Annotated in this window: 28 protein-coding genes and 1 riboswitch; of the genes, 19 read left to right on the top strand and 9 right to left on the bottom strand. The window is 42.1% G+C overall.

The features are described 5' to 3' along the window. The first annotated feature begins 256 nt into the window (after positions 1-256). Positions 257-955: a YetF domain-containing protein gene (locus EIZ39_RS23970; protein ID WP_129203681.1), complete on the top strand. Its 699-nt coding sequence runs from the start codon at positions 257-259 to the stop codon at positions 953-955. Between the two features lie 78 nt (positions 956-1033). Here EIZ39_RS23970 and EIZ39_RS23965 read toward each other — a convergent pair whose 3' ends face one another. Further along, positions 1034-1666 carry a YczE/YyaS/YitT family protein gene (locus tag EIZ39_RS23965; protein ID WP_483296071.1) on the bottom strand — a complete coding sequence of 211 codons (633 nt, stop codon included), beginning with the start codon at positions 1664-1666 and terminating at the stop codon, positions 1034-1036. A gap of 217 nt (positions 1667-1883) precedes the next feature. Here EIZ39_RS23965 and EIZ39_RS23960 point away from each other — a divergent pair, with 217 nt between their 5' ends. The 5 genes from EIZ39_RS23960 to EIZ39_RS23940 are packed head-to-tail and all read left to right on the top strand — an operon-like array spanning position 1884 to position 5103. Next, positions 1884-2558, top strand: coding sequence for a cytochrome c biogenesis CcdA family protein (locus EIZ39_RS23960; protein ID WP_129203677.1), 675 nt, complete (start codon positions 1884-1886; stop codon positions 2556-2558). Between the two features lie 18 nt (positions 2559-2576). Continuing rightward, complete coding sequence (locus EIZ39_RS23955; protein WP_240675929.1) at positions 2577-2807, top strand: sulfurtransferase TusA family protein; 231 nt, start codon at positions 2577-2579, stop codon at positions 2805-2807. A gap of 22 nt (positions 2808-2829) precedes the next feature. Continuing rightward, positions 2830-3189 carry a DsrE family protein gene (locus EIZ39_RS23950; RefSeq protein ID WP_129203675.1) on the top strand — a complete coding sequence of 120 codons (360 nt, stop codon included), beginning with the start codon at positions 2830-2832 and terminating at the stop codon, positions 3187-3189. Positions 3190-3203: 14 nt separating this feature from the next. Beyond that, positions 3204-3923, top strand: a complete 720-nt coding sequence (locus EIZ39_RS23945; RefSeq protein WP_129203673.1) for a sulfurtransferase TusA family protein — start codon at positions 3204-3206, stop codon at positions 3921-3923. A 19-nt stretch (positions 3924-3942) separates the two neighbouring features. Further along, positions 3943-5103 (top strand): cobalamin-independent methionine synthase II family protein, encoded by a 1161-nt coding sequence (locus tag EIZ39_RS23940; RefSeq protein ID WP_129203671.1) that lies wholly within the window; start codon positions 3943-3945, stop codon positions 5101-5103. A 239-nt stretch (positions 5104-5342) separates the two neighbouring features. On the opposite strand, the gene EIZ39_RS23935 is transcribed toward EIZ39_RS23940, so the two are convergent. After that, positions 5343-6191, bottom strand: coding sequence for an ATP-dependent DNA ligase (locus EIZ39_RS23935; protein ID WP_129203670.1), 849 nt, complete (start codon positions 6189-6191; stop codon positions 5343-5345). Positions 6192-6310: 119 nt separating this feature from the next. Between EIZ39_RS23935 and EIZ39_RS27430 the strand changes: the two genes are divergently transcribed. Then, complete coding sequence (locus EIZ39_RS27430; protein WP_240675928.1) at positions 6311-6583, top strand: hypothetical protein; 273 nt, start codon at positions 6311-6313, stop codon at positions 6581-6583. Here EIZ39_RS27430 and EIZ39_RS23925 read toward each other — a convergent pair. The 3 genes from EIZ39_RS23925 to EIZ39_RS23915 all read right to left on the bottom strand — a co-directional run bounded on the left by EIZ39_RS23925 (position 6573) and on the right by EIZ39_RS23915 (position 11194). Next, the gene (locus EIZ39_RS23925; RefSeq protein ID WP_205668634.1) at positions 6573-7565 is read right to left on the bottom strand and encodes an SH3 domain-containing protein; all 993 of its coding nucleotides are present in this window, start codon (positions 7563-7565) and stop codon (positions 6573-6575) included. The two genes, EIZ39_RS27430 and EIZ39_RS23925, sit on opposite strands and share 11 nt — an antisense overlap. A gap of 109 nt (positions 7566-7674) precedes the next feature. After that, the gene (locus EIZ39_RS23920) at positions 7675-10281 is read right to left on the bottom strand and encodes a putative amidoligase domain-containing protein (protein WP_129203668.1); all 2607 of its coding nucleotides are present in this window, start codon (positions 10279-10281) and stop codon (positions 7675-7677) included. Between the two features lie 136 nt (positions 10282-10417). Continuing rightward, positions 10418-11194 carry a hypothetical protein gene (locus tag EIZ39_RS23915; protein WP_129203666.1) on the bottom strand — a complete coding sequence of 259 codons (777 nt, stop codon included), beginning with the start codon at positions 11192-11194 and terminating at the stop codon, positions 10418-10420. Between the two features lie 134 nt (positions 11195-11328). Between EIZ39_RS23915 and EIZ39_RS23910 the strand changes: the two genes are divergently transcribed. The 4 genes from EIZ39_RS23910 (at position 11329) to EIZ39_RS23895 (ending at position 14707) form a co-directional block, all read left to right on the top strand. Then, positions 11329-12666: a methyl-accepting chemotaxis protein gene (locus tag EIZ39_RS23910; RefSeq protein WP_129203664.1), complete on the top strand. Its 1338-nt coding sequence runs from the start codon at positions 11329-11331 to the stop codon at positions 12664-12666. Between the two features lie 255 nt (positions 12667-12921). Next, complete coding sequence (locus tag EIZ39_RS23905) at positions 12922-13422, top strand: DoxX family protein (RefSeq protein ID WP_129203687.1); 501 nt, start codon at positions 12922-12924, stop codon at positions 13420-13422. Positions 13423-13865: 443 nt separating this feature from the next. After that, the gene (locus tag EIZ39_RS23900; protein ID WP_129203662.1) at positions 13866-14420 is read left to right on the top strand and encodes a DUF7010 family protein; all 555 of its coding nucleotides are present in this window, start codon (positions 13866-13868) and stop codon (positions 14418-14420) included. Between the two features lie 101 nt (positions 14421-14521). After that, entirely contained in the window at positions 14522-14707 is a 186-nt protein-coding gene (locus EIZ39_RS23895; RefSeq protein ID WP_129203660.1) for a DUF4177 domain-containing protein, read from the top strand. A 77-nt stretch (positions 14708-14784) separates the two neighbouring features. Here the strand turns inward: EIZ39_RS23895 and ahpF are convergent, their stop codons facing one another. The 3 genes from ahpF to tpx form a co-directional block, all read right to left on the bottom strand. Then, a complete protein-coding gene (ahpF, locus tag EIZ39_RS23890; RefSeq protein WP_129203658.1) occupies positions 14785-16314 on the bottom strand; it encodes an alkyl hydroperoxide reductase subunit F in 1530 nt (509 codons plus the stop codon). Between the two features lie 12 nt (positions 16315-16326). Continuing rightward, on the bottom strand, positions 16327-16890 hold the full coding sequence (gene ahpC / locus EIZ39_RS23885) for an alkyl hydroperoxide reductase subunit C (protein ID WP_129203656.1): 564 nt from the start codon (positions 16888-16890) through the stop codon (positions 16327-16329). Positions 16891-17016: 126 nt separating this feature from the next. Further along, positions 17017-17514, bottom strand: a complete 498-nt coding sequence (gene tpx / locus EIZ39_RS23880) for a thiol peroxidase (protein ID WP_129203654.1) — start codon at positions 17512-17514, stop codon at positions 17017-17019. Between the two features lie 231 nt (positions 17515-17745). On the opposite strand from tpx, the gene EIZ39_RS23875 reads away from it, so the two are divergent. The 8 genes from EIZ39_RS23875 to EIZ39_RS23845 all read left to right on the top strand — a co-directional run bounded on the left by EIZ39_RS23875 (position 17746) and on the right by EIZ39_RS23845 (position 24581). Next, positions 17746-18579 (top strand): methyl-accepting chemotaxis protein, encoded by an 834-nt coding sequence (locus tag EIZ39_RS23875; RefSeq protein ID WP_129203652.1) that lies wholly within the window; start codon positions 17746-17748, stop codon positions 18577-18579. 116 nt (positions 18580-18695) lie between these two features. Next, entirely contained in the window at positions 18696-19475 is a 780-nt protein-coding gene (locus tag EIZ39_RS23870) for an alpha/beta fold hydrolase (RefSeq protein ID WP_164985290.1), read from the top strand. Between the two features lie 252 nt (positions 19476-19727). Further along, a riboswitch (cyclic di-AMP (ydaO/yuaA leader) is annotated at positions 19728-19870 on the top strand. A 185-nt stretch (positions 19871-20055) separates the two neighbouring features. Next, positions 20056-21441, top strand: coding sequence for an aspartate kinase (locus EIZ39_RS23865; protein WP_129203648.1), 1386 nt, complete (start codon positions 20056-20058; stop codon positions 21439-21441). Positions 21442-21593: 152 nt separating this feature from the next. Further along, positions 21594-23267: a WG repeat-containing protein gene (locus EIZ39_RS23860; RefSeq protein WP_129203646.1), complete on the top strand. Its 1674-nt coding sequence runs from the start codon at positions 21594-21596 to the stop codon at positions 23265-23267. A 152-nt stretch (positions 23268-23419) separates the two neighbouring features. Then, positions 23420-23917: a class I SAM-dependent methyltransferase gene (locus EIZ39_RS23855; protein ID WP_240675927.1), complete on the top strand. Its 498-nt coding sequence runs from the start codon at positions 23420-23422 to the stop codon at positions 23915-23917. A 104-nt stretch (positions 23918-24021) separates the two neighbouring features. Then, the gene (locus EIZ39_RS23850) at positions 24022-24123 is read left to right on the top strand and encodes a sporulation protein YjcZ (RefSeq protein ID WP_129203644.1); all 102 of its coding nucleotides are present in this window, start codon (positions 24022-24024) and stop codon (positions 24121-24123) included. A 209-nt stretch (positions 24124-24332) separates the two neighbouring features. After that, complete coding sequence (locus tag EIZ39_RS27145; RefSeq protein ID WP_205668633.1) at positions 24333-24443, top strand: sporulation protein YjcZ; 111 nt, start codon at positions 24333-24335, stop codon at positions 24441-24443. 36 nt (positions 24444-24479) lie between these two features. After that, positions 24480-24581, top strand: a complete 102-nt coding sequence (locus EIZ39_RS23845; protein ID WP_129203642.1) for a YjcZ family sporulation protein — start codon at positions 24480-24482, stop codon at positions 24579-24581. A gap of 114 nt (positions 24582-24695) precedes the next feature. On the opposite strand, the gene EIZ39_RS23840 is transcribed toward EIZ39_RS23845, so the two are convergent. Then, entirely contained in the window at positions 24696-24944 is a 249-nt protein-coding gene (locus tag EIZ39_RS23840; RefSeq protein WP_164985289.1) for a hypothetical protein, read from the bottom strand. Positions 24945-25275: the final 331 nt, after the last annotated feature.

The following is a 25275-nucleotide window of genomic DNA, read 5'->3' as shown; positions in this document are numbered from 1 at the left end:
GTCCAATCCTGTTAGGGGGCTTTAGAGAAATGGCGCCCAAATTGGGGCCGTGGAGGCAAATGGCGGAAAATTATTCCGCTATTTGTGCTGTTTTGGGCCTTCTGAGCAGGATAGCGGAAATTAGTCCGGTTATTTTTAAGGGGTGAGAGCTCCAGCCCAGGTTCAGAGATGAGAATCAAAGTTCCTGCGTAAATTATTGGTATGAAAAGAGAACACTAATTGTTGAAACCATTCCACGATAGAAAAGAGGGCTGCTATGAGTGTGCAAGAACTATCCATTCGGATTCTTGTTTCTTTTTTCATATTGTTAATCTTAACGAGAATGATGGGGAGAAAAGAAATTAGCCAACTTACCTTTTTTAACTTTGTTTCCGGAATAACCGTAGGAACCATTGCAGGTTCACTAGCAATTAACAAAAATTTGAGTATCTGGTCAGGTATCTTTGCCTTAAGCGGTTGGGCACTTTTAACGGTCATAATGGGGTTTCTCGATATCAAATCCAAAAAAGCGAGAATAATCATAGAGGGGCAACCTGTTATTCTTATTAAGCAAGGCCGGATTATGGAAGATGAGCTTCGAAAAGTAAGACTTGATGTAGATGCCTTAAATACTTTGCTCAGGAAGAAAAATGTTTTTGCCATTACCGATGTGGAGTATGCTATTTTTGAAACGGATGGCACGCTTTCTATAATGAAAAAAGAAGCCCTGCAACCTGTTACCAAACTAGATATGAATATCATGAAAATAAAAACAGAGATATTCCCCATATCAACCGAAGTAGTCTCAGACGGGAAAATTAATCTTTCTAACCTAGGGAAATTACATCTAGATCAGGATTGGCTTAAGCAACAATTGGCTGGTGCGGGTGTTCGTTCCCTATCAGAAGTGTTCTATGCAGAGATACAGAAAGATGGCACATTGTACATTGATAAAAGAGACGACTCTATCCATTAGATGCTGTAACAGCACAGCGTGATCAGCTTTATTCATAGTAGCGTAAAGGAAGGAGGAATACTCCTTCCTAAGCTATGATTATACCGCCATTTTATTTTCCCTATTTTCCAAGTTATGAAATAGAGGTCTAAAAAATAAAAGAGAACGTTGGAAGATCGGACTCTGAATAAAGGTGTAGAGGAATGTAACGATAAAGACAGGACCTCCAAGTAGGAAACCGATGATAAGAACCATACTTTCTACTAGAATGCGGGCCTGACTGACACTTAACCTCGTTCTTTCTGAGATTGAAAGCATAAACCCATCCCGAGGGCCTGCTCCGACCCCTGCAGCCACATAGAGACCGCCGCCGATCCCCGTCGTTATAATTGCTACTAGTAAAATGAAGTAGTCCACCCAAGAGTTTGTAGCCTTCGGTAAGATGTCTAGCCACAAGAAAAAATCCATAATAGGCCCGATGCACAGGGCGTTTAAGAAGGTACCAATTCGAATCAGATCGCGGTTCATAAAGAAGGAAACAACAACTAGCGAAAGCCCGCACACGACACTCCATGTTCCAATACTAAATCCTAGTTTTTGATATAAAGCCACATTCAACACTTCCCAAGGATGAAGCCCTAAGTACTTCACATTGACGGCAATGGCATTTCCTAAACCAAACAGAGTCAGTCCTAAAAAGAAAGATAGGTATCTAATCCATAAGAGCATGATGTAATTCCTTTCCATTTATAATACTTGTTTAGAGTATATATCATTTGATTTGGTAAGTAAGCATTTTTATATTCTAATCATAAAAACTTATAACTATAATAATAATATGTTATAATGTTTTTAAAATTGCGAAGGGAGGTAAAACATGGAAAACTTGTCACTACTTCTTACCTTTGGAGTAGGCGCTATTGCGTTTTGCGCACCTTGAGTACTTGCCATGATGCCCGCTCTATTTGGTTATTTAAGCGGGGAGGTAGCCAGTTCGGCTGCAGACAAAGCTTCGATGCGTAAAAGGTTCTGGAAAAATGCCGTATTCTTTGTATTAGGGTTTACGCTCATTATGATTACCCTTGGAATCGTGGCCTCTTTTGTAGGCGAGGCGGTCAAACCCGTGGTTCGTTGGGTGCAGATTTTTTCCGGGATGGCTCTACTACTTCTAGGTTTTCATCAGATGAAGATCTTGAGATTGAAATTCTTGCCAGATACCGCAAGATTAGAAGCAGCGGCAAGCAGTACCTTGGGGTCGATTCGACCAGGTTATTTGCGTTCTTTTATAGCTGGGATGGTCATTGCACCCGGTTGGGGACAGATTTTTCTGGGAAGTGTCCTATTGGTGGTAGCCGTCAATGGAAACTTGATGCTTAATATCGCCCAAATGCTGGCCTACTCGCTAGGGTTTTCACTCATGTTTTTTATCACTTTTCTATTTTCTGAGCCATTGCGTCTGCTGTTCAACCGGATGGGGGACAAGGTGAAGCGTATGGAACAGATTGGCGGAGCTCTCATCGTTGGGATTGCCGTCCTGATGATAGTCGGGAAGCTCAACTGGATTACCGATTTGGCAACGTGGAAGGGCGGTGCACTCGTTAAAAGCTTTTTGGGAATCAATTAATTTTCGCGAGGTGACACCGTGTATCAGGCTGATCTAGTATATGATGCTGGCCCTACAGGCTGCGGAGAACTGATTATGAATTTATTCATGACTATGAAGAAGATGGAACCAAATCAAATCATTGAAGTCGTATCTTATGATCCTGGAGCAAGAGAGGATATTCCTGCATGGTGCCGACTGCAGGGACATACTCTTTTAGAACGCCGGGATGTTGAAAAAATAAACCATTACTATATCCAAAAAAAATAACACCATATTGGAGGAAAAGAAGATGGCAAAATTAGCAGTAAGTATCACAAGTGCAAAGAATGATCCTGACAAGGCAACTGTAGGTTTCGTTGTAGCGAATGCAGCTGTAGCGTCCGGACAAGAAACGGTTGTTTTCCTTAATGTTGAGGGAGCTTATTTAGGATCTGAAGGATATGCCAATGACATTCACGAGGAAGGTTTCGCACCCCTACAGCAATTAATGGGACAGTTTATTGAAGCGGGTGGAACGATCTGGGTATGCAGCCCCTGCTATAAGAAGCGTGGCTTAACTGAGGAGCAATTAATTCCTGGAGCCACCATTGTTGGCGGTGCCAAGCTAGTAGAGTTCTTATCTCAAGGTGCAGCTTGCATTACATATTAGGAGGCAACACAACAATGGAATTTCCTAAACCACAGGCAACCTGTGATGGAGGAGACTTGGACTGCGGTTCAGGTCTTCTTCTTATCATCAAGAAAAGTATGGACCCACTAGAGCCGGGACAAGTACTTGAAGTGCGAAGCAGGGAGAGGACTGTAGCGGAGGATTTACCAGCTTGGTGTCGCATGGTGAAGCACGAGTTTCTAGGTTCACAGCCCCATGCAACAGATGTGAGCTACTTTATTCGTAAAGGCGGAACGGAAAATCATTTAGAGCAGGATCTAGAAGCGGCTCGCGGGTACCAGTGGGCCGTGCGAGTTCGTTCCAATACCTCCACAACAGCTAAGGTATATAGCCGTAATCATACCTTTATGTCCGGACAACCTGCCGACTTCAGCGTGAACGTTGATGCTCCGAGCTCTGTGGATTATTTGCTAGGGGCCTTAGGATCCTGTCTGACCACTGGCTTTCAGATGAATGCCTCTCGTCGGGGACTCGTTGTCGATGCAGCCGAATTAAGTCTGAAGGGAAAATTACATAACGTGCTTTTCCATCTGCAGCTCGAGGAGGATGGTAATCCATCGTTCTCAGAAATTAACGGTTCTTTTTATGTTAGCTCTCCGGAAGAAGAAGAAAAGCTAAAAGAAATTTGGCAGCTTACATTAGAACGCTCTCCTATTTATCAGACCTTATGTAGTCAAGTAAAGATCGCGATCAATCTATCAATCATTCTTTAATAGGGAAAGGATGAAGCTTATGGAAATACCTTTATACCCCACTACAGTTGTAGGCAGCTGGCCGCGTTCGAGGGAAGTCCTTATGGGACTGCGGGATAAAAAAGCGGGAAGAATCTCTGATGCCGATTTTCAGAAGATTGCAGACAGGGCTGTGCTGGACTGTTTGCGGGCACAGGAAGAGGCGGGGGTGGATATTGTATCCGATGGAGAACAGCGTCGGGACAACTTTATCTCCTTCGTAGCTGACAAGCTTGAGAACGTGAAAATGCTGACGGTGGCAGAACTTCTCGACTATGTGGAGGATAAAGCGAGCTTTGAGGAGATTCTCGGAACCTTGGACGTCCCTGCTTATTCCCTGTCTAATCCTGCAGCTGTTGGTAAGATTGAAAGACGGAAGCCTATTGCCTTAGATGAATATCGATTCTTAAAGCAACATACCGATAGGGCGATAAAAGTCGCCTTACCTGGCCCTTATCTCCTAACACGTTCGATGTGGGTGGAGGGCTTGTCCGCGTCCGTTTATCCCTCGAAAGAAGATCTAGCAGAAGATGTTGTCCGTGTCCTGCGTGAAGAATTAGAGGAGCTTATCCTTGAGGGAGTATCTTTCGTACAATTCGATGAACCAGTATTGACCGAGTTGGTATTCACACAGAAGAATGCCAACCGTACCTTCATGTGCGGGGCGCTTACCGCTAAGGCCGACGCGGAAGAGGAATTGCGATTTGCTACCGAGCTAGTAAACCAAGTCATGAAGGGCATGAGAGGAAAAGGCACGAGAATAGGCGTCCACATCTGCCGCGGGAATTGGAGTACGCAAGAAAATGTCTTGCTTCAGGGGCCGTATTCCCCACTGATGCCTTATTTATCTCAAATGGATGTGGACCAGCTCATCCTTGAATACGCGACTCCGCGTGCAGGAGAGATTGAAGTCGTTAAAGCGCTAGAGGGAAAAGAATTGGGATTTGGTGTTGTCAACCCGAGAACAGAAGATGTAGAGAGTGTTTACCAGATTGTAGAGAGGGTCAAAGAAGCGACGAAATATTTATCTCCTGAGCAAATTTTTTTAAATCCTGATTGCGGCTTTGGAACCTTCGCACAACGTCCAATGAATACCGTAGATCGAGCCAAGAAAAAGCTGAGCATGATGGTGGAGGCTGCCCGAATATTAAGAGAACAATAGCTATAGCAGTCGTCATGACTGCTTTTTTGTCTTTTTTCAGAGCAGGGTAATTCAACCCCGGTGTTGAAATGAACATAAGTTACTAAAAAGGGGGAAGGCAGGCTTGGTGTTTAAAGAATTTGCATGTAATGTCCATTTTAAAGAGTGAGTTCAAGGCCGCATGATCGATTCTAGATTTGGGTCAGCAAATACATAAAGGACTGTCCCTTCAAGAAAGGGAACAGTCCGTATTCTTTTTCTTAATATATAAACTCGATAAAACTAGGGCTGCGCATCAGTCCGTTTTTTGTATAGGATTGAAACTTTACTTTGCATTTTACAATCGGGTCAAGATAGATCCAATTCTTATCTTCGCCGATTTGCAATTGCTTGGAGATCTCCCAGAAGGCCTTCCGTTCATTCGATGGAACCAACTCCATCACACCGACATGTTTCTCCTTGTGTAACAACGACCATCCAAAATCTTTTTTACGTAGAGCAGAAATAGAGACCGTTTCATATTGATAATTTTTAACCTTTAACCAATGAGATGAGCGTGTATCCAAGTGATACAAGCTGTCTTTGCGCTTAGAGACAATTCCCTCTAGACCCATCTGAGAAATGAGATGAAAAAGCTCATCTCCGTTCTGGTAGCTCTCACTTGCCGAGATTTCTTTGGAAAGATGGACGGTATCATACAAGATGTCGAGGCGTTCCTTTAAAGGAAGCTTGGTTATATCTTTATTGTTTAGGTATAAGATATCGTAAGCCACGAAGTGCGCTGGCATCGTTTTAACTCCACGCCTGATGGACAATTCATTGGAAGCCTGAAAACGAGACATCACCGATTCAAAGCAAGGAACATTATCGGAATTAAGAACAATCATCTCTCCATCAAGGATTACGTTCTTCACATCTACCTGAACGTTTTTCATTTCTGGAAATTGCAGCGTACACTCATTTTGATGCCTTGTAAAGAGCCTGAATTGCTGGCCGTCATAATGCATTAAGCAACGAAAGCCATCCCACTTGAGCTGATGAATGTAATTGTCAGTAGGTACAGCGTCAGATTTATGCATTAACATTGGTTTTATTGGAGTATTTAACAATAGAAATCACCCAGAAAAGCGTACCATTCCTATAGGAAGTTTCCTATAGGAGGTTAGTGGAAGCAGAGGGATCGCTTTGCTATACTTAAAGGAACGAATCTACAGAGTCAGGAGAAGAAATGAAAAAAACAATTAAACAGTCCTTTATTTTTTCATCTATCATCCATGTTTTGTTCCTACTGGGGACCATCGGATTAGGTTACATCAAAACGCTATATTATGTCCCTGATATCGTAAATAGCTATCAGAGTGTTGACTACCTCCAGAATGAAGTAGCATTTGGAAGCAGTACAACACCGACATCTATTTTATTTTGGATCATATCTTTTTTATTTATGAGTGTCGTGTTTATCATATTGAAAATAATCTTTGTAAAACTGTTTAATAGTTGACCAGCCGTGTATAAACAGAATTGGTCGTGATATATCCAATGGAATCATGGAATCGAATTTCATACCACCAATCATTATGCTTTTGAATCATCGGTGCTTCTTCACCTAATTCGAGCCGGCCTGTAATTGTGCTGGATAGGCTAGGTTTGCTAAATACGCTGACCCATCCCCTGTTCGTGGCGATATACGAACCTGTTTTTGGCTCTGACGGAGTAAACCCTTCAGGCAGTACGATCGGCTTTTGCGGCGGCAACACATATCGTTGGGGAATGACAGGCATCTTCGCTTCATGGTCGACGATGGTCTTCCCAGGCGACCAGGATCCCTCAGGGAGAATGCGCTGAGCGGAGAAAAAGTGTTCACCATACCAGTATTTGAAGCTATTCTTAATTCCAATAGCTGTCAGCTCCTTGCCCGATGACGTTTCAATCACCGCTGGCTGGCCATTCAATTGTCCCATGTAGATGCCCACGTGGGCAATGTAACGGGTACCGTCAGAGCGATCTTTCCACCATGTCAAAATATCTCCAGGCAGCAAATTTTCTGTGCCTTCAAGCATCCATCCCTGACTGGTCTTTTTTGCCGAAATTCCCGGAACAGGGATTCCCACCTTGTCATATTGACTGGCGATATCCGTAAGCTTAAAGTTAAAATCGCCAAAAACTAGCTTTGTAAATTCAGAACAATTGACGATCCCATCCGTATGGTAGGACATCCAGCCATCTCCATAGACCATGTAGCCATTTTCCATATACCAGATGGCTCTTTCAATGAGCTGATCAGCCAGGCTTCCTTTGATTTTGGAAGATGCTGATCGGTATTGCTCCACTTCACCAAGTTCATCTTTTACATAGTCATCGTAATAGAGTTGATATCGTTGAATCGCTTCTTCTGTCGTGTACGAACTCGTTGCGGCGAAAGACGGTTGACACATCAATAAAAGAGCTGAGGTGATCATCGTTGCGGTTAGTTGTTTTCTCATTGAAAGTATCCACCTGTATGTTTGTTTTTTAAAAAGAATAAGATATTTTCCCCTTTTTGGGTTGATTCTTTTTACTTATTCCTACAGGATCAACAATGAGTAAATAGACCTATTCCATAGTGGGGTCGAATCCAGCTAACCTTGCAGCATAGTTTAAAGGCCGGTATGCCGCTAGATTTCTTAATTGATAAGCCTTAATAGAAGAAAATAGATTATCGGCTTTTGCATTCAGTTCAATAATCTTAATCCGGTCATATTGGTCGATGGTGACATCAAGGGCAAACTCTCCAAAGGCTCCGATTTCTTCCTCTAGAGCATGCGCTGCTTTTCTTGCCATTTGGGAGATTTCATTTGAGATCTGCTTTCGGATGCTTTCTTCAGGGTACAGCTTTTCGAGCACCACACTGGATCGAGTAATCTGATCCCGGTTTCTCGAGATGATACCTGCTTTCGTTAACCTGGCAACCACACCGGTTCGCATCCACTTCCCTTGGCTGTTTTTTTGCATGCAAACTCGCAATTCCACAAAAGAATCCTGATAGGTTTTCCGCTCAATCGTCTGTTGAATAATAAAGGTTGATTGAGCCATCATTCGTTCGATCTCATCCTGGACCTCTTCTTGACTCCAGAGGTTTTCCTTTTCTCGGTATGCATCTACCCATTTTATACCTGTTGGGGTTCTGACCATGTGAATAATACCTCGTCCTAAAGCTCCGCCAACGGGCTTGAGCATGATGTCCCCAAACCGATTGAGCATATCAAACAGATCCTCTGATTTTTCCAACCGAACGGTCACTGGCAAATAATCAGAAAGATAATGGGATAGGAACTTATGGCATCTCCATTTATCACCTGTTATTTCGAATAACGCGGGTGGATTGAGGAACTTCACCTGGTGAGAACGCAGACGCTCCCTTATCTCATGAATGGAATCCGATTTAGCGTTGGATAGGAAGTAACGATCATAGACAACTTGAGGAAAAGGAAGCCATGCTGTAACCGGTTCACTGCGGAGATAATAAGTTCCTTTAACCAGCAGCCGGTCCCAATCGATATCTTGGGGTTCAAAGACGTATACAAGATATTGTTTTTCTCGTCCTCTTCGGCTTAGTAGTTGAAAGAATGTTTCTTGTCTGCCAAAAGGACGTTTTGCTAATATTCCAATAACCGGTCCTAGAGTAAGTCTATCCCTTTGCATAGAAACTAATGGGGTCCACTCCGACGGCAGATGCAAGGTTTCTCGCAACTCCTCGGACAAGACGAGGGGGTCTTGATTTCGAAAGGCAAAGGGATGTGCGCCTACTGAAGCAAAAGCGGTTGTCTGGCCCATCTGTAGGGATGTCTTGCTGCCCACATCGAGTTGATACTTTTTTCTTAAAAACTTATTTAACCTGACTACCGCACCTGGACTGAATTCCTGATCCGATACGGACAATCCCCAATTCTTTCTTATATCCTCGTCTGCTGCCCATTCCTCATGGCGCTGAATACGGTCTATTAAAGGTTCAATTTCCGATTGATACCGCATAAACGTTGCTGTTTCTTTCAAATTTGGAAGTAGTATCCTCCACAATTCTCGTAAATATAACTTATTCCCATGATAGTAGGCTCTCTGAAATAGAGGATCAAATAACTCTGTTGTATGGGGCAACTCATGATAGTGATGGCCGATGATTTTTGCTAGATGTAGAATTGCCTTGGCTAGTTCAGGTTCAACAATCCATGAGCATAAGGAGATATATTCAAACCCATAGGGTTTAAGACGATATCTGCCCAACCCGCCATGTTTGGTTCGATAGCGTCGCTTGGATTTTCTCGTATCATCGACTAAGGCAATGGGAATCGCTAGATAATGATCCAATGCCCGCAACAGAGGAAGTGTTAACGGAAGATCAAAATGAAGATGACCTCCGCATTGATATCCTGAAAAAGGCATGCTGCCAGCCCGGAATTCAATATCCTGATAGGGAACCCTCTCATTGGCGTCTGACAATAGCTTTTGTATGCTTTCATAAACCTCTGATGGATAGAGGGAGGCTTTTGTTCTTATTTCCGCAAGTGGATATTCGCTGCTGTCCCCTTCCAATTGCCTTTGGTCACAGCCTACATCCCCTTGGATCGGAAGAAAATGCGATGCTGAAATTAAATTTCCTTTATGACATAGCATAAACTCCACATCTAAACCGATCTTAAAATCTTCTGGAGGACTCTCTGTTTCTATAGGATGGGCCTGTAGTGGGTTAATGTCTATAATCAACGGGGACCCCTTGGAAGTCATGCCGATTTTCACTGTTCCGTGTGTACAACCCGTCACATACAAGGCCCTAATGACGAAGTCATCCCAACCTTCCGGTAAACTTGATTCTTTCCAAGTCCAGCCAAACTCTTCTGTCCGAATCGGAATTTCCTGGAGGATCACTTCATCCGGCTGTGCTGCCTCGACCTTGATAATGGACAACCCGTTTACATCTACCCTAAACTCCTTTTCCATAATATATAGTTTGGTAAAGTAATCATATCCACCTTCTCTTGCTTGTTCCGCATTTTGCACAATGGCGATATCCGTTCCCCCATGGTGACCATGAAATCTTCCCACGATAGGAAACTCAAAGGCTCCGTTTTTAATATCCACTAATTTTATACAAGGGACTCGATTCATATCTAAAATCTGCAGGGTCAATTCTTTATCCATAACCATGCTATATTTTTGAAACATCAATGAAATCACCTAATCATTAAATTAATGTCCTATCATCCTATGTCATTCGCCTATTCTTGTGCCTAAATATCAGCCAATTAAAAAAGGGAGTAGCAGTTACTCCCTTTTTTCGTAGAGACAAAGGTAAATGCAATTAAGGCAGCGGCACGAACGCAAGCTCTTGGATAAGCTGATAGGATACAGGTTTAAAGGTCCCATCCACAAGTTCAAACTTCGTTAGCATTTCTGCAAGAGTATCAGGGTGACTGATACCGATCACTCGCTGTGTCGTCATGATTTCTTGGATTCCATCTCCGTTTGTATCCTTAATTTCATAGTTCATAACAGGATCAATCCATGTGGCAATACCCTTTAGAAATTCTTCATTCCCCTCGTATCTCGCTGGATCAAGGTAAATGGTTACTTTATGGTTAACAAGCTTATCCTCGAAGCTCACCTTGTAGTCCCCTATATAGCGAATATCAAAACGGTTCGTATCGCCATAGGCTTGGGCCAAGTCGGAATGAAATAGCTGCTTCCACGCTTCTCTCTCTGGCTTATAAATGGATAGAAGAACGGCACCTGCTGAACCTCCCGGGAAGCGATAGAATAAGATTTCATCTGTCTGATCTTGGTCGAGGTCCTTCACTTGAATATCGTAATGGGCGATGGAATCCTCCGTGTTGTCTATGGTTATTTTCTCTTCTCCGTCTATTTTAAAAGACCAAGAAGCGGGGATATCCTCATGTTGAAAAGGAATCTCTACCTCAACAGTCTCCATTTCTCCCTCCATTCGAACGTCTAGTTTTTTAACGATACCGGAGCCACTTCCTGCCTTAGACTCTATGGGCTGAATCACAGCTTTGTTTACCCCAGAAGCACACCCAACACACAATAAGGACAATAATAAAACGCTTAGCTGTTTTTTCATGTTCTGCCTCCAACTGTCGTAGTACTTATTTGACGTTAAAAATCGCACCTGTCTTTCATACCTGCATCTTCGGTATTTTAAATGCAGGTTAGAATAAGTTATAATTGGTATACCAAAAAAGGAGGGTGAGATTTATGCATAAACAAAAAGACAGTGCTTCATTACTTTCATTAGATGGTAATTTAACCAAAGTTTTTAATGTCACTAATGTAAAACGTAGCCTACGGATGAAGACCATAGCGGCTGTTGTTATTAGCTTGCTTATTAGTTCACCAATATCCTCCTACTTAAACTCTTACTTATCAAAGTTTATTGAGGGTAGCTACGGGGTCTATGTTAATACTCTCGTTACTCTAGTTGTAGCTACTGCAATCATTACTTTATTCGTACAATTTATTGTGATTAAACCATTAAATCAGGTTGTTTTAGCAACAAAAAAAGCAGCTGAAGGTGATTTAACTTCTTATATTCATTATGAATCAAAGGATGAAATTGGTCAGTTGTCAAGCGCTTTTAACTCGATGATTGAGAGTCTAAGAGGTCTTATAGAAAAGACTAATGAAACAGTTACTCAAGTAGCTAACTATTCAGAAGAACTAAAAATGAGTGCAGAGCAAAATAATAGGGCGATTGAGCAAATATCTGTATCTGTTCAGGAGGTTGTTTTTGGAGCTGAAAGACAAGCACACAGTACAGAGGAGCTTACACAATCAGCGTTAGAAATTTCCAAAGGAATGGAACAAACTTCGACCGCCATTCAATCTGTTGCGAATGTAACAACGGAGACAAATAAAAAAGCAGACGTTGGGGCCCAAATGGTGAACGATACGGTACAACAAATGGACTCGATTCAGAATTCGGTGATGGAGACTTCAAAAGTAATAGGATCACTTGGTGAAAAGTCTAAGGCCATTGGAGAGATTGTCGGTATTATTACTCAAATTGCTAACCAAACCAATTTGTTGGCTTTAAATGCAGCCATAGAAGCAGCGAGAGCAGGAGAACATGGGAAAGGCTTTGCTGTGGTTGCTGATGAGGTTCGAAAACTAGCTGAACAGTCTAGTGTAGCAGCTGGGGATATCAAAGAGCTTATCATCGAGATCCAAGAAGAAACAATAAGAGCTGTTGATTCAATGAATGGCGGAATTACTACGGTAGAAAAAGGTACACAAATGATTTATGAAACGGGAGCTTCTTTTAAAGATATTGTTCAACACATTCAAGAGGTATCTACTCAAACACAAGAAGTAGCGGCCATTATCGAACAAGTAAATGATAATTCTCGAAACATGGTTGAAATGATTAAGAGTATAGCAGGTATAACTGAACAAACTACAGGAAATACCCAACATGTAGCAGCCTCTATTCAGGAACAAACGGCTTCCATAGAAGAAATCACATCTTCATCTGCTATGTTGAATAAAATGTCAAAGGATCTTCAGGAAAACGTGAATAGGTTTAAGATTATATAAAGGAACCACCTTCGGACTATACCGAAGGTGGTTTTTAAAGTTCATTTGTCATTCGACTTGGCTATGGATGAATTGTGAAACTTATATAGATAATTCGTGATCAATTCGTTTCAACTTTGTGAAGAGTATCACATTATCAAGCGAAATCAACTATACTAAAGATGTAACAAGGAGGTGAGTCAATGCTTCAGAAAAGTATCAAATGCTTAATGAAATACCTAATCTATCAATGAGAGAAAGGATAGGATGAAAATGATGGAAAAGATGAGAAGCACTTATATGGTTCCTTTATGGACGATTGTTCGGATTTGGTTAGGAGTCCAATGGTTGACTGCAGGATGGGGAAAGGCGACCGGTAATTTTGATGCTACTGGATATTTAAACGGCGCCATCGCGAAAGCCGGCGGAGAAAACCCTATCGTAAAAGGCTGGTATGCAGCATTTCTTGAAGGCTTCGCGCTTCCAAATGTAGAGCTATTCAATTTCTTAGTTGCTTGGGGAGAAGTAGCTGTCGGCTTAGGACTGATTCTCGGTGCGTTTACAACGGTGGCCCTCTATGCTGGTGCGTTCATGAACCTGAACTTCCTTCTAGCAGGAACGATCAGCACCAATCCAATCTTGCTAACGATCGCTTTTATCCTGTTAGGCATGGGAACAGCTGCTTATGCTTGGGGTGTCGACCGCTATATGATGCCATGGCTCAAAGGTGCTGTCGTGAATATTACCCACGAAGGGCGTAAAGCGAAGGCGAATTAACAAAAAAGTGAGAGTAGAATATGCGATGGTTGAAGTAAAAAGACCTTGTTGCTGCAGTTCGAGCGATAGGGTCTTTTTCGTTTGCGGACATGAGGTGCTTTAAATGGGGCAAAATCGCTGAGGTGGAAGTTCAAGCGGACATGGATTCCTTTATTTTTCAAAACCTGGCTTTCTCCCCATAAATTTAAGTTAATAGCGGACTCAGTGTCCGAAAAACCTTCTCTTTAAGGTTTTTTCGGGGATATAAAGGAACCAATGTCCTCTTAAACAAAAAAACGACTTACAGACGATCCCAGGTGATAACTAAACACTAAAGTAATGATTTTTGTGCAAAAAAGAATGGTTGGTGAATCTTTCAAGCAGTTATTTTTTCATTACCAAGCCAGGGCAAAAAATGGTAAAATCTAATCTTAATTAGTATTTCATTTTCCAAGGGGGAAGAAATGAATCGAGCACTTGAACAATTGCAAACGGAGATGATAGTCACTGCTAAGAAAGGTTTTCCTATTTTATTATCAGGTTCCATTATCTTTTTATTGTTTACCTTTCTACCCTTTATTTTTCCCATGGAAACGGTATATCTTATATGGATTATTGGACTGAGTGTCATCTTTCCATTGGGGATCTTACTAGGCAAAGTGATGAATGTAAATCTCTTAGTGACGAATAATCCTCTCGGGACATTGGGAGGAATGGTTGCAGCTCCTCAGGCCTTTTTCATTCCTGTATTTATTGTTGTTTATATGAACATTCCAGAATACTTGCCCTTTACCATTGGATTATTAGGCGGTTCACATTTTCTACCCTATATGTGGATTTACAAAAGCAAGGCTTATCTCTTTGTTACTCTAGGCACCTGTTTGTCCTCTTTTATTTTAGGTAGTTTTTTTATTGAGCTCGCCTTTACACTTGTGCCTTTGGCTATTTCTATTGTGTATGGAATTGGTGTATTACTCATTATGAGAGAGCTAAAACCGAAGAACCTGCAAATAAAATGATTGAAATTGCAAAAAAAGTTGATCAACAGACGTTGAAGCTAGAGCTTTAACTAGTACTATGGACAGTGGGTACGTTGGAAACATAGGAGGTCCTTGAGCAAATGTACGAATACAAGTATGTAGAAACTTCATTAGGTGGATTTTTTTCATCGGCTAAACATCGCGAAACCATAGATGAATATGCAAAGGAAGGTTGGAGATTGGTTCAAGTTTTGCCGACCCATTATAATAGTCATGGTAAACCTACAGAATATGAGATTATCTTTGAAAGATCCATTAACAAATAGGATTAGTGATTAGACACTGACCAAAAAAGAAGAGGTTGATCCCTAAGGTTTTTACCAACCTGTAGGGACAACCTCTATTAATTTCGGATGAGGTAATCGAATGCGCCTAAGGCAGCACTCGCACCAGATCCCATAGAAATAATAATTTGCTTATAAGGGCTATTGGTGCAGTCGCCTGCAGCAAACACACCAGGTACGGTTGTGGCGCCGTGGCTATCGACGATGATCTCGCCCATGCGGTTGCGCTCCACCATGCCTTCTAACCAATCGGTATTGGGTACAAGCCCAATCTGAACAAACACGCCCTGCAACTCAATGTGCTTTACTTCTCCCGTGTCACGCTCGATATAGGAAATACCGTTAACCTTGTCTGTACCGGTAATTTCTTTCGTCTGAACGTTCTTGAGAACCGTGACGTTAGGTAGACTATAAAGACGCTTCTGCAAGACAGCGTCAGCCTTCAGTTCTGGCATAAATTCGAGAACCGTGACATGCTTCACGATCCCAGCGAGATCGATGGCCGCCTCAATACCGGAATTACCACCGCCAATCACGGCTACGTCTTTTCCTGTAAACAAAGGACCGTCACAATGAGGGCAGTAGGCTACGCCCTTGTTCTTGAATTCGGCCTCGCCTGGAACCCCCACATTACGCCAACGGGCACCAGTTGAAATAATGACCGACTTACTCTTCAGAACAGCCCCATTCTCTAATTCAACTTCGATGAGATCTTTCTTTTCTAAACGCTTAGCGCGCTGTAATTTCATCACATCGATGCCGTATTCTTTCACATGTTCTTCTAAACTGGCTACCAGTTTAGGACCTTCCGTATATTTCACACTGATGAAGTTCTCGATTCCTACGGTGTCCATTACTTGACCACCGAAGCGCTCCGCCACGATTCCTGTTCGGATCCCCTTGCGTGCAGCATAGATAGCTGCACTAGAACCGGCAGGTCCGCCCCCAATCACCAGTACATCGAATGGTTCCTTATTGGTAAGCTCGGATGCATCCGGAGCATTACCCAGCTTAGCAAGAATTTCTTCGAGTGTCATACGACCACTGCCAAAGAATTCGCCATTGAGGTAGACTGATGGCACAGCCATGACATCTTTGCTTTCTGCTTCGTCTTTAAACACGGCACCATCAATCATGGTATGGCTAATGGTAGGATTAAGGATGCTCATTACATTCAGCGCCTGAACAACATCAGGACAGTTGTGGCAGCTCAAGCTGATGTAAGATTCAAAGTGGTAATCCCCGCGCAGGTTTTTCACTTGATCGATGACGCTTTGTTCCACCTTCGGAGGTCTTCCACTGACTTGAAGTAGAGCTAAGACTAAGGAAGTAAACTCATGTCCCAAAGGAATACCCGCAAACGCAACCCCTGTATCTTCGCCTACACGATTGACACCAAAGCTTGGCGTCCTGGATAATGAGGCTTTCTCTACCGTAATCTTCGAAGACATACTAGTCAATTCATCGATCAGAGCAAGCATGTCACGAGATACGTCATCCGAGCCTGCACTGACTTTAAGCACCACTTCGCCTTCCATTAGCTGAAGGTACTGGTTTAATTGTGCCTTAATATCTGCATCGAGTAGCATGTCATGTACTCCTTAGATCTTTCCTACAAGGTCAAGGCTTGGCTTAAGTGTGGCAGAACCTTCTTGCCATTTCGCTGGGCAAACTTCACCTGGATTGTTTCGAACATATTGAGCTGCCTTGATTTTAGTAACAAGTGTGCTCGCATCGCGGCCGATGCCACCTGCATTGATTTCAACCGTCTGAATGATTCCGTCTGGGTCAATGATAAACGTACCACGATCAGCAAGACCAACTGCTTCAATAAGGACATCGAAGTTGCGAGAGATTGTATGAGAAGGATCTCCGATCATGGTATAAGTAATTTTTCCAATGGTCTCAGAACTATCATGCCATGCCTTATGTGTAAAGTGAGTATCTGTTGAAACGGAATACACTTCCGCACCAAGTCCCTTTAAAGTCTCGTATTGATTCTGCAAATCCTCAAGCTCAGTTGGGCATACGAAAGTAAAGTCTGCTGGATAGAAGCAAACTACACTCCACTTTCCTTTCAGATCTGCATCAGTAACTTCAATGAATTCTCCATTGCGGAAAGCTTGTGCTTTAAACGGTTTTACTTCAGTTCCAATTAGTGACATTACAAATTCCTCCTTAGTGTTTGAAAGTGATATATAGCTAGATCAGTCAAAAAACCCTATCGCTATATATAATAATTACAATCTAAATATAATTATTACTTAGTAATAATTATATTGTCAAGACATTTAAGCTTTTTTTGCTGCCTCAATTGCGGCATCATAGTTTGGATGATTGGTTGCCTCAGAAACATATTCCACATAGGTAATCTTATTGTTCTTATCAATAACAAAAACAGCACGTGCCAACAAACGAAGTTCTTTGATAACGACTCCGTAAGCTTCTCCAAACGAAAGATCCCGATGATCGGATAATGTTTGAACCTTATCAATTCCAGCAGCACCACACCAACGTTTTTGGGCAAATGGCAAGTCAACGCTAATGGTTAAAATCGTTACACCTTCAAGATGTGCCGCTTCTTCATTGAATCTGCGAGTTTGTTGGTCGCAAACTCCCGTGTCAAGGGAAGGGACAACACTGATGATCCGGGTGGTTCCCTCAGAATTTTCAAGGGTAACGGGAGATAAATCGTTAGCTAATACCGTAAAGTTAGGGGCTTGATCGCCCACCTTGACTTCATTGCCTAAGAGTGTAATCGGGTTTCCTTTAAACGTAACCTTTGCCATTGAAAATCCTCCTCTAACTATTAAATAAAGCCACACCTAAATTATGTCATTATAATAATTATTTATCAAGTTTATAAGATGTTGTTATATAAGCTAAACCAGCGGAGTAAAAATGTTGTTCAGTGTGTCAAACTTTTGTATAATAAAATTATACAAAAGTTTGACGAAAATTAAGAATTCTGGTACTAATAGAGTAAACATAACTACGAATTTATACGAGGGTGGTCCAATATGTCAGTGGTTCATACTGAAGTAAATAAACTAGAAGCAATTCTCGCTACGATACCTATCTTAAAATCAATGCTGCCCAAAGTGGGCATAGGTGTTTCAAACAGACAGGAGTGGATTGCTTATTATCCTGGCGAAAAAATAAATATTGGCGTAAAACCAGGTATGAAAATTAACCCTAAGGAGCCTCTAGCAGACACAATCAGATACGGCAAGTCAATAAAAGCTGATGTGCCTGCTGAATTCTTCGGGTTCTCGTTCACGGGACTTGCTGAGCCTATTTTTAACGAAAATGGTGAGGTCATCGGAGCCATTGCCATACAGATCCAAGAGCAAAGTGAAAAAGAGTTGCTTCGCTTCTCTGAACAAATAGTGAAATCTATAGGAGAGGCAAACATGGGAATTACCACGGTTGCAAAAGGAGCAGACGAGTTAGCTAACATTAGCAATAACTTGCTCCTGCAATCTAAACAAGCCAGTGAAGAAGTGAAAAAGTCAGACGAAGTCCTGACTTTCATCAAACACATTGCTGATCAAACCAATCTATTAGGACTTAATGCATCAATAGAAGCTGCCCGAGCAGGGGATATGGGACGAGGGTTTGGTGTAGTAGCAACCGAAATTCGTAAATTATCCTTAGAAACGGTTAATTCTACCGTAAAAATCAGAGAGACATTGACCAATATGCAAAAGTCTATGAATGCTATTTCTAATTCCATTGCCAAAGTGGTAGAGGTTGGGAATACGCAAGCTAAGTCAACGGATCAAATCTCTCAGTTCATTAAAGAGATTGACGAGCTTGGTAAAGAGATAAATAAATATGCTTCTCAGTTGTAAATGAAGGGCCTTTCCTAACAAGTAACTCTCTGTTGACGTTTAAATCTCTCAAATGTACGATACATACAATGGGTTATTATGGAATTAAACGATCACGGAGAATGGAGGTCAAGACAATGGAGATGAAGTATCAAACGTGGGGAGATCCAAAAAATCCACCCGTGTTACTCCTTCACGCCCTTGCCTGTCACAGTGGCTGGTGGAAGTGGGTAACACCCTACCTGGAGAAGGAGTACTATCTGATCGCCCCTGATTTTCGAGGTCACGGTCAGAGTCCTTGGGCCGATAGCTACCGTTTCGATGATTACGCAAGAGACATCGAGGAGCTTGTCGAGAAATTCGACGGGCCTTATGCCATCGTAGGTCATTCGATGGGAGCCTATGTGGGGCTCAAAGTGGCTAGTCGGGGGGTTCGTCCTCCTTCAGCTTTACTAGTCGCTGATATGAAAATGGACTCCCCGGAAGAGGAGTTAGCTGGCTTACACAAAGCTGCTCAAAAGAGTGGACGTATTTACGACACTCTACAAGACGCTGTGGCTAATTATAGATTCCTGCCCCCTCAGCACGCCGCCCCGAAGGAACGAGTGGAGCAAGTTGCTCAGGACTGCTATCATGAACAGGAGGATGGGCGTTGGGGAGAACGATTTGATCGACGGGCACTGGCCATCGAAAAGGTTGAAGCAGTGGCACTGGCCGAACAGGTTAACTGCCCCACCTGGTTCGTTCGTGCGAAGGAAAGTCAAGTAATGCCAGCTGAGGGCGCTAAAGAACTTGCGCGGATCACGGGTGGACCACTGCACGAGATGGAAGGGGTCTTTCACCACCTGCCATTAGAGGCACCCGAAGCGTTCGCTAGCTTGATCCGGGAGTTCATGATCCAAACCAATAATAAATAATTAGGAAGTCCTCGTGTTTTATTTCGAGAAGGCTGCTATGGCAGCCTTCTTTCTTTTTGTTGAGTAATCGGAGATCGCTCCCATCCTGATTCATGAGAGAATTCTAATTTCATGGAGTATTTGGGAGGAATAATAAGAATAAAAGGGCTGCTGGTTATAGGACATGGTTTTTTGAATAAATATACCAGGATATTACAAGCAGGCTTGATTTCCATAACTACCCAAATAGTATAAACTTAAGAAAGTAAAAAAACAGCATAACGGCCTAATCCCAGTACACTGGGAGCGGAGGAACCAAGTAAGTGGGGTTAATTTTACAATTTGTAGAAGGGATGAGTTAGCTCTTTCGCCATCCTACCCGTCAGCTAACTTCGTCGGCTAAAGCGAAGGAGGTCATAGACCGCCAAAAATCAAGGGGGCTTTTTGTACTGTTAGCATTGTTAAATGTGGGCAGTACGAGGTGTAAAGTTATTCTATTGGTTAAATAAATATGCAGGTCTTTTTGTGCTGTCTAAATTCTTATTCATGCTAGGCAGCATGATTCAAATGAATATTATACTTAAGAAATGAGGGCGGATGGATGAAGATATGTAAATTTGGCGGGACTTCCTTGGCTACTGCTTCACAAGTGAAAAAAGTGAGTGACATTATATTAAATGATCCCACTCGAAAAATAGTAGTTGTATCTGCCCCTGGCAAACGCTATAAAGAAGACATTAAGGTGACAGATCTTTTGATTTCTTGTGCCGAGAAGTATTTGGAGAATAAGCCATACCAAGAAATTTTTTCTGCAGTCCTTTCCCGCTACGAGGAAATGGTTCGTGGTTTGGAGCTGTCTGATGAAATCCTAGATCACATAAGGACGGATCTTTCTCAGCGGCTATATTCTGATTCACAAGATAGAACGAAGTATATGGAGTTGCTTAAAGCGAGTGGAGAGGATCATTGCGCGAAGCTTGTGGCTGCCTACTTGCGAAGTAAGGGAGTTGAGGCTCATTATATCGATCCTAAAGAGGCGGGGCTGCTTTTGACTAAAGAAAATGGGAAAGCACAGGTGCTCCCAGAGTCCTACCTTCGTCTCCGCGTTCTAAAAGAAAAATCGGGAGTTCTAATTTTTCCGGGCTTTTTCGGCTATAATCCTGAGGGTACGGTTGTGACCTTTTCCCGAGGGGGATCAGATATTACGGGTTCGATCCTTGCTGCAGCTGTCCAAGCGGATCTTTATGAGAACTTTACAGATGTAGATTCGGTATTTGTCGTAAATCCGAATATTGTCAACAACCCTCGTGGTATCAACAAATTGACCTTCAAGGAAATGAGGGAGCTTTCTTATTCAGGCTTCGAAGTTTTTCATGATGAAGCTCTTATCCCCGCTTTTCGCGCGAAGGTTCCTATATGTATAAAAAACACCAACAATCCATCCGCACCAGGAACCATGATTGTGAGCAGACGAGAAGCAGACTCCAACTTAGTGGCCGGCATTGCTTCTGATGAAGGCTATTGCAGTATTTATCTTTGTAAATATCTCATGCACTCAGAGCCGGATTTTGGTTTTAAGCTGAGACAAATTCTAGAGGAGGAGAATCTTCCGCTTGAATATAATCTGTCTGGAAATGATGATATTTCCCTGCTATTCCGAGAGGGGGATTTAAGTCGGGAAAAAGAGGCTCGCATAACGGCACGGATGAAAGCAGAGCTAGCCGTAGATCAACTCATGGTCTGCCGTGATCTGGCTGTCGTGATGCTAGTAGGACCGAAGATGAGAAATAATCTCTCTGTTTTATCTAAAGCTTCGGGTGTACTGTCCAGGCAAAAGATCAATGTGGAATTAATCAACCAAGGCTGCTCGGAAGTAGGCATGATGTTTGGGGTCAAAAAGAATCACATGAAAAAGGCGGTCCATGCTCTCTATCAGGAATTTTTTGAGGTTTATCATACGACCAAAGGAAAAGTAGCAAGTTTGTAACCACAGAAAGGCGAGCTCAGGTAATTCCAGAGCTGGTCTTTTCTTATTTATATGGGATAAATTCCCTCTAGGGATGTTGCAACCATTTGTTCCATTGCAAGTCTAAGATTTAGCGTACTAATAAATCAAAAATAAAGAGGTCATTTTTAAATATGAAAAAATCTCTAAGCAAAATCATCCTGTCTTGTTCGGTCCTTCTAGCAGGTTATGCTCTCACTCTTCCTTCTACTTATGCAGAATCGAATATAGTCTCAAGTGAGATGACCTTTACGGATCTATCCCCGTCTTTCTGGGGATATAAAACGATTCAATGGGGAGTGCAAGAAAAGATCATCACAGGCTATCCTGATCATACCGTGAAACCCACAGGTTATGTGAAAGAGAGCGAATTTTTGACGATGCTGGTGAAGGGCTATAAAAATACCAACCAAGGACTATCTACAAGCAGTACACATTGGGCCGAGCCATTCTACAACAAAGCGAGGGAGATGAACTGGCTTGATAAAAAAGAGATAGTAAATAAGCCAATTACTCGTGGGGATGTAGCTAAATTTATGGCATCCAGCCAGGGATATCATCATAATGTGGATAATTCCGTGCAATTTGTGTTGAATCATCGATTGGCAAGCGGCAAAACGGAGGCAACCCTAGAAGGATTTGATAAAGGGGCATTGGTGACAAGGGCGGAAGCTGTTCAAATACTAAAAAATTTGAAAGAGAAAGGTCTGACAACAGCGAAAGAGCGACCGGTCACACTCTCTCGTACATTAGTGAAACAGAAACCACAATTATTTCCGATAGAAAAGAGAGATAAGAATGGTAACTTCATCTTTGGACTGATAGATAGGAAGGGCAAGGTTGTTGTCCAACCTCAATATAAGAGTATCCTGGTACCGAATGGGGATCAGCCTATTCTTGTCTCTGTTAAAGAAAATGAGTATAAATATATTAATAAAAATGGAAGCCTTGCGTTTCCGGGTACATTTTCTTGGGCCAATGAGTTTTCGGAAGGTCTAGCCGCTGTAACTCTGGCGAAGGGAACTGCAAATAACCGAGAAGGTTATATCAATGAAAGTGGAAAAGTAGTTATTCCTCCTTCATTCTCTTACCCTGGAGGTTTTTCATACGGTTATGTATCAGAGGGGTATGCTCTTGTTGGGTTAGTGGAAAAAGGAAAGGCGACTATAACCTATGGAATTATTGATCGTAGTGGGAAACGAATAGCTTCGGTTGATTATGATATCTCGCATGAATTAGTAGGTTATAATGAAGGGACCTTGCTGATGAAACGTCATATTGAAGGGAAGGGTTCTGAATACTATTTTGCCGATCTTAACGGAAATCAAGTATCTTCTAACACGTTCACGCAAGTACAATATTTCTCAGAAGGACTTGCAGCAGCCCAATTGGGTCAAGACGAATGGGGGTACGTGAATACCAGAGGAGACTGGGTCATACCGGCTAAATACAAAACAGCCCAAGACTTTTCAGAAGGATTAGCTGCTGCCGGTATACAAGCAGAAGATGGCCGTTGGAAATACGGCTACATCGACTACAATGGAAATTGGGTCATCGAACCTATTTATGACCATGCTGCTCCTTTCTCTGAAGGATGGGCTTCGGTAGAATGGAATGGCGAATGGCTCTGGATAAATAAAGAAAATAAAAGGCAATTAAGCGATTTTCCTTACCAGGTTACGGGTTCGTTCTCTCCATTTATCAATGGATTATCGCAAGTTGTCCTTACAGATGGAAAGAGCACAACACAAGCTTATATCGATAAAAAAGGGAAGATCATATGGAAGCAAGATCCGTACTTTAAGTAAGGAAGTAATATGTATGTATGCCATTCATATTTTACAAACGGATCGATCTAGCTGCTCTGGTACGATCAAATAGTCGAATGAATAGGATACCTCATAACGTGCATAATGACGTTGTTCCCTCAGTTTAGGCCATAAAAGGGAGGACATTCAGATTGAAATACGCGAATGGATATCTTGATATGCTGGCTTGGTTTGGGATTGGAGGTGCACACCCAGGAGGGTTGGCTTTAACGAAAGAAGTCCTACAACGAATAAAAATAGGACCAGAAACGAACATCATCGATATAGGGTGCGGTACAGGACAGACAGCTGCTTATTTGAAAAAAACCTTTCAATGCAAGGTATCAGCTTTAGATAGAAATAAAGTAATGTTAGAAAAAGCGAAGCACGATTTGCGAAAGAGAAACTTAGTATTTTTCTCATCAATTAAAGTACTGTGTTTTTCAAATGGAAAAAGGGTGAATCGGGCCTTAAAAGTACACACCACGTTTACTAGTCTGACAAAATCCATTTTTGCCTATAACATATTCAGATGTGCATCCATACTATGTATTACACCAGCTACAGGTAAACTCATTGATCACCTCCTTTCGGGAAGAAACGACACGAAATTGGTCGTTTCTTTTTCATATTCAAAGAACCCTTTTTGATCTCTTGAATTTAACGAAATTATACATTTGACTTAGATATTTGCCCTTCCCTTGTCCTTAATATTACATATGATAGAGTAACTTGATGAAAAGGAGTGATCTTTATGAGCGCTTATGGGGCAGGTTCTTTTGGAGGCGGCATTGCGTTTATCCTAGTAATCTATGTCCTTTTAGTTATTGTTAGCCGTACAGGCTCCACTTACTAGAAATGATCTAACTTTAGTAGAGTTCACTAATTCTATAGATAAATAGGGAGACCTCACCGTCTCCTTTTTTTCATTGCATAAATGTTTGGTCATCCATTGTTCCGCATGAGTTTCTTCTAAAATCCGCGAATGACTAGAGGCATTCGCCCTTCCCCCTCAGCTTTACATTCATATTATGAAGTATACCCAATGAAAGGAGGCACATAAATATGAGTGCTTGTGGAGTAGGTGTAGGTGGATTATACGGTGGAGGTATTGCTTTCATCCTTGTCCTTTATGTCCTTCTAGTCATTGTTAGCCGCACTGGCTGGGGATACTAAGAAATTCTTAAATTCCTACCGTAAGGAGGTTTTTAAATGGGTGCAGTAGCTGGCGTAGGCTATGGAGGCGGTATTGCGTTTATCCTTGTTCTTTACGTCCTTCTAGTCATTGTGAGCCGTACAGGTTGGGCGTACTAGTTCGATAAAGAGGGCTTACCCATTCGGGTTTAAGCCCTTTTTTAATACTTAGAAAGAAATAAAAAAGGCTGAGCCGTAGGGCACTTCAGTGTCCTTTTGGTTCAGCCTTAGTTCTTATTTACTCATCTCCGTACGAGATAAAGCCAATAATGTATACAAGGGTAATACATAGTACCCGCTATAAGGACCAGCACCATAGTACTGAACAGTTTCAAATTCTGGTGTCTGCTGTTTCCCAGATCTTTCAAGGGTGATTTTTTTCGTGTTGGCTTTTACTCCGACTGTCCTTGGATCAATTCCTCTAAGTACAATATGATCCGTGTTTACAGTCTCCACTACCCCATAATAGCGTCGTCCTCCCACACAATGTGCGACTACTGTCTGACGATGAAATTTTTACAATAAGGATAAGTTAACCCCATGTGGCACCCTCCTTGTTTCCCTTGGATCACATATTCTTATTAATCCTTTTAGAAGGCTGGACTAAACTCGTTCATCATTTTAAAGGGTTAAGTAAGGAGGACCTTCTATTGAAAGAGAAACTACCATTTGCTCAGGAGAAGCTTCATCATCAAATGGGAATACAGACAATAATCTAAAAATGATGGCGTATACGGTAGGAAGATTTAAGGGGTCAATATCCCCGTATATAATCCCATTAAATCAACAACTATCTTATGTATAATGAAAAGCT

This window comes from Ammoniphilus sp. CFH 90114 (assembly GCF_004123195.1).
Lineage (GTDB): Bacteria > Bacillota > Bacilli > Aneurinibacillales > RAOX-1 > YIM-78166.
The sequence above is the reverse complement of the archived record's forward strand: the minus strand, read 5'-3'. Positions and strand labels throughout refer to the sequence as shown.

Coding starts and splice junctions, on each gene's coding strand:
- ahpC (WP_129203656.1), bottom strand. CDS start 16,890: ATGTCACTAATTGGAACTGAAGTAAAACCGTTTAAAGCACAAGCTTTC.
- EIZ39_RS23940 (WP_129203671.1), top strand. CDS start 3,943: ATGGAAATACCTTTATACCCCACTACAGTTGTAGGCAGCTGGCCGCGT.
- EIZ39_RS27430 (WP_240675928.1), top strand. CDS start 6,311: ATGAAAAAAACAATTAAACAGTCCTTTATTTTTTCATCTATCATCCAT.
- EIZ39_RS23850 (WP_129203644.1), top strand. CDS start 24,022: ATGAGCGCTTATGGGGCAGGTTCTTTTGGAGGCGGCATTGCGTTTATC.
- EIZ39_RS23920 (WP_129203668.1), bottom strand. CDS start 10,281: ATGTTTCAAAAATATAGCATGGTTATGGATAAAGAATTGACCCTGCAG.
- EIZ39_RS27145 (WP_205668633.1), top strand. CDS start 24,333: ATGAGTGCTTGTGGAGTAGGTGTAGGTGGATTATACGGTGGAGGTATT.
- EIZ39_RS23905 (WP_129203687.1), top strand. CDS start 12,922: ATGGAAAAGATGAGAAGCACTTATATGGTTCCTTTATGGACGATTGTT.
- EIZ39_RS23960 (WP_129203677.1), top strand. CDS start 1,884: ATGATGCCCGCTCTATTTGGTTATTTAAGCGGGGAGGTAGCCAGTTCG.
- EIZ39_RS23970 (WP_129203681.1), top strand. CDS start 257: ATGAGTGTGCAAGAACTATCCATTCGGATTCTTGTTTCTTTTTTCATA.
- tpx (WP_129203654.1), bottom strand. CDS start 17,514: ATGGCAAAGGTTACGTTTAAAGGAAACCCGATTACACTCTTAGGCAAT.
- EIZ39_RS23925 (WP_205668634.1), bottom strand. CDS start 7,565: ATGAGAAAACAACTAACCGCAACGATGATCACCTCAGCTCTTTTATTG.
- EIZ39_RS23895 (WP_129203660.1), top strand. CDS start 14,522: ATGTACGAATACAAGTATGTAGAAACTTCATTAGGTGGATTTTTTTCA.
- EIZ39_RS23950 (WP_129203675.1), top strand. CDS start 2,830: ATGGCAAAATTAGCAGTAAGTATCACAAGTGCAAAGAATGATCCTGAC.
- EIZ39_RS23860 (WP_129203646.1), top strand. CDS start 21,594: ATGAAAAAATCTCTAAGCAAAATCATCCTGTCTTGTTCGGTCCTTCTA.
- EIZ39_RS23910 (WP_129203664.1), top strand. CDS start 11,329: ATGCATAAACAAAAAGACAGTGCTTCATTACTTTCATTAGATGGTAAT.
- EIZ39_RS23915 (WP_129203666.1), bottom strand. CDS start 11,194: ATGAAAAAACAGCTAAGCGTTTTATTATTGTCCTTATTGTGTGTTGGG.
- EIZ39_RS23945 (WP_129203673.1), top strand. CDS start 3,204: ATGGAATTTCCTAAACCACAGGCAACCTGTGATGGAGGAGACTTGGAC.
- EIZ39_RS23900 (WP_129203662.1), top strand. CDS start 13,866: ATGAATCGAGCACTTGAACAATTGCAAACGGAGATGATAGTCACTGCT.
- EIZ39_RS23875 (WP_129203652.1), top strand. CDS start 17,746: ATGTCAGTGGTTCATACTGAAGTAAATAAACTAGAAGCAATTCTCGCT.
- EIZ39_RS23870 (WP_164985290.1), top strand. CDS start 18,696: ATGGAGATGAAGTATCAAACGTGGGGAGATCCAAAAAATCCACCCGTG.
- ahpF (WP_129203658.1), bottom strand. CDS start 16,314: ATGCTACTCGATGCAGATATTAAGGCACAATTAAACCAGTACCTTCAG.
- EIZ39_RS23865 (WP_129203648.1), top strand. CDS start 20,056: ATGAAGATATGTAAATTTGGCGGGACTTCCTTGGCTACTGCTTCACAA.
- EIZ39_RS23845 (WP_129203642.1), top strand. CDS start 24,480: ATGGGTGCAGTAGCTGGCGTAGGCTATGGAGGCGGTATTGCGTTTATC.